Annotated in this window: 1 protein-coding gene and 1 pseudogene; both read right to left on the reverse strand. The window is 25.4% G+C overall.

Annotated features, from left to right (window positions below; translation table 11 throughout):
• Positions 1-48: 48 nt before the first annotated feature.
• The gene (gene rsmH, locus AMN80_RS02115; protein ID WP_075520362.1) at positions 49-1053 is read right to left on the reverse strand and encodes a 16S rRNA (cytosine(1402)-N(4))-methyltransferase RsmH; all 1005 of its coding nucleotides are present in this window, start codon (positions 1051-1053) and stop codon (positions 49-51) included.
• An 18-nt stretch (positions 1054-1071) separates the two neighbouring features.
• A pseudogene (locus AMN80_RS05535) lies at positions 1072-1502 on the reverse strand (hypothetical protein); the annotation flags it as partial.

Below are 1502 nucleotides of genomic sequence, written 5' to 3' on the forward strand. Positions count from 1 at the left end.
AGGTGAGTACAATTAAAATTAAAATAAAAAAGATAATAAAATAATTTTTCATATTTTAGAGATCAACTTTTCAATTTCTAAAAGATAATTAAATTTTTCAAATATAAAATTGGTTTTTACATTTCTATTACTTATTCTTTTAACAGCTCTTAATTTAGCTGATCTAGAAGGTGGATTTTCTTCAATTTCTATTAGTGACGGTGTTATTGGTTTTTTATTAATTAAATTAAAGGAAATATCTTCTTTAATGTAAATTGGTAAATACCTAGAACCTTTTTCAATTTTAGAAATGTTATTAAAAAAAAATTTACAAATTCTGTCCTCAATAGAATGAAACGTTACTGTTGCAATTATACCATTTTCTTTAATAAGATTACATGATTTAGACAATCCTAATATTAGCTCACTTATTTCATTATTTACTAAAATTCTAAGTGCTTGAAAAACTTTAGTTGATTTATTTTTTCTCGTAAAATTTTTTTTAATTGAATTAACCATATTAACAAGATCCTCTGTAAGAATTTCCTTATATTTTCTTTGTTTAACTATATTTCTTGATATAAGTTTTGAATCTTTTTCCTCCCCAAAATATTTAAATATTTTATCTAAGTCATTGGCCGATAAATTTTTAATTATATCATGTGCTGAAAATTTATTGTGACCCATTTTCATGTTTAATTTTCCACTAAAATTAAATGATAACCCTTTTGATGAATCTTTTATTTGATCATATGAAAAGCCAAGGTCAAAAATTATACCACTTATTTTTCCTTTGGTTGGAATAGTGTCTATTTCACTAAATTTTTTGTTAAAAAATTCAAATCTATCTTTAAATTTATTTTTGAATTTCTTCGCGACATTTTTTGATTTTATATCTCTATCTAAAGCAATAACTTTAGTATTAGGAAATTCTAGTATTTTTTTTGTATACCCGCCTTGCCCAAAGGTACAATCAATAAAAGTGCCACCATTTTGAGGGGAAATAATACTTAATACTTCTTTAAGTAGTACCGGATAATGTAAACTCTTTTCCGGTAGAATGGTGGCACTCATTTATTTTTTCAAAGACCATTAATTTTTTTGTCTTCGTAAAAATGCGGGAATCTCTAATTCATCTTCTTCAGATTCTGAATCGAGGATTTGTTCTTTAACTTCATTTGCTATTTCAGTGTCATTATTAAAAAGTTGTGGGCTTTCCTCACCTAACTCAAAATTTTCAAGTCCGTTTGTAATATTATTACTAGTTTTGTTTTGATTATTCTTAATATTCTCCTCTAGATTAAGTGGTATTTCCTCTCTATTTATAGATTTACTGCTCTCTGTTTCCTCACTTAACTCTTCTGGTTCCAAATTATTTAATACCATATTCTCTTCAACCATAGAATTTATAAGATCATTTTCAGTTTCTTTTATTTCCTCATTATTTACTTGCAAAGCGTTAGCTCCACTTGTGCTTTGTATAAAATTTGAATGATTATTATTGTAGTTGCTATTTTTTGGTA

This window comes from Candidatus Pelagibacter communis, from assembly GCF_001179985.1.
Lineage (GTDB): Bacteria > Pseudomonadota > Alphaproteobacteria > Pelagibacterales > Pelagibacteraceae > Pelagibacter > Pelagibacter ubique_J.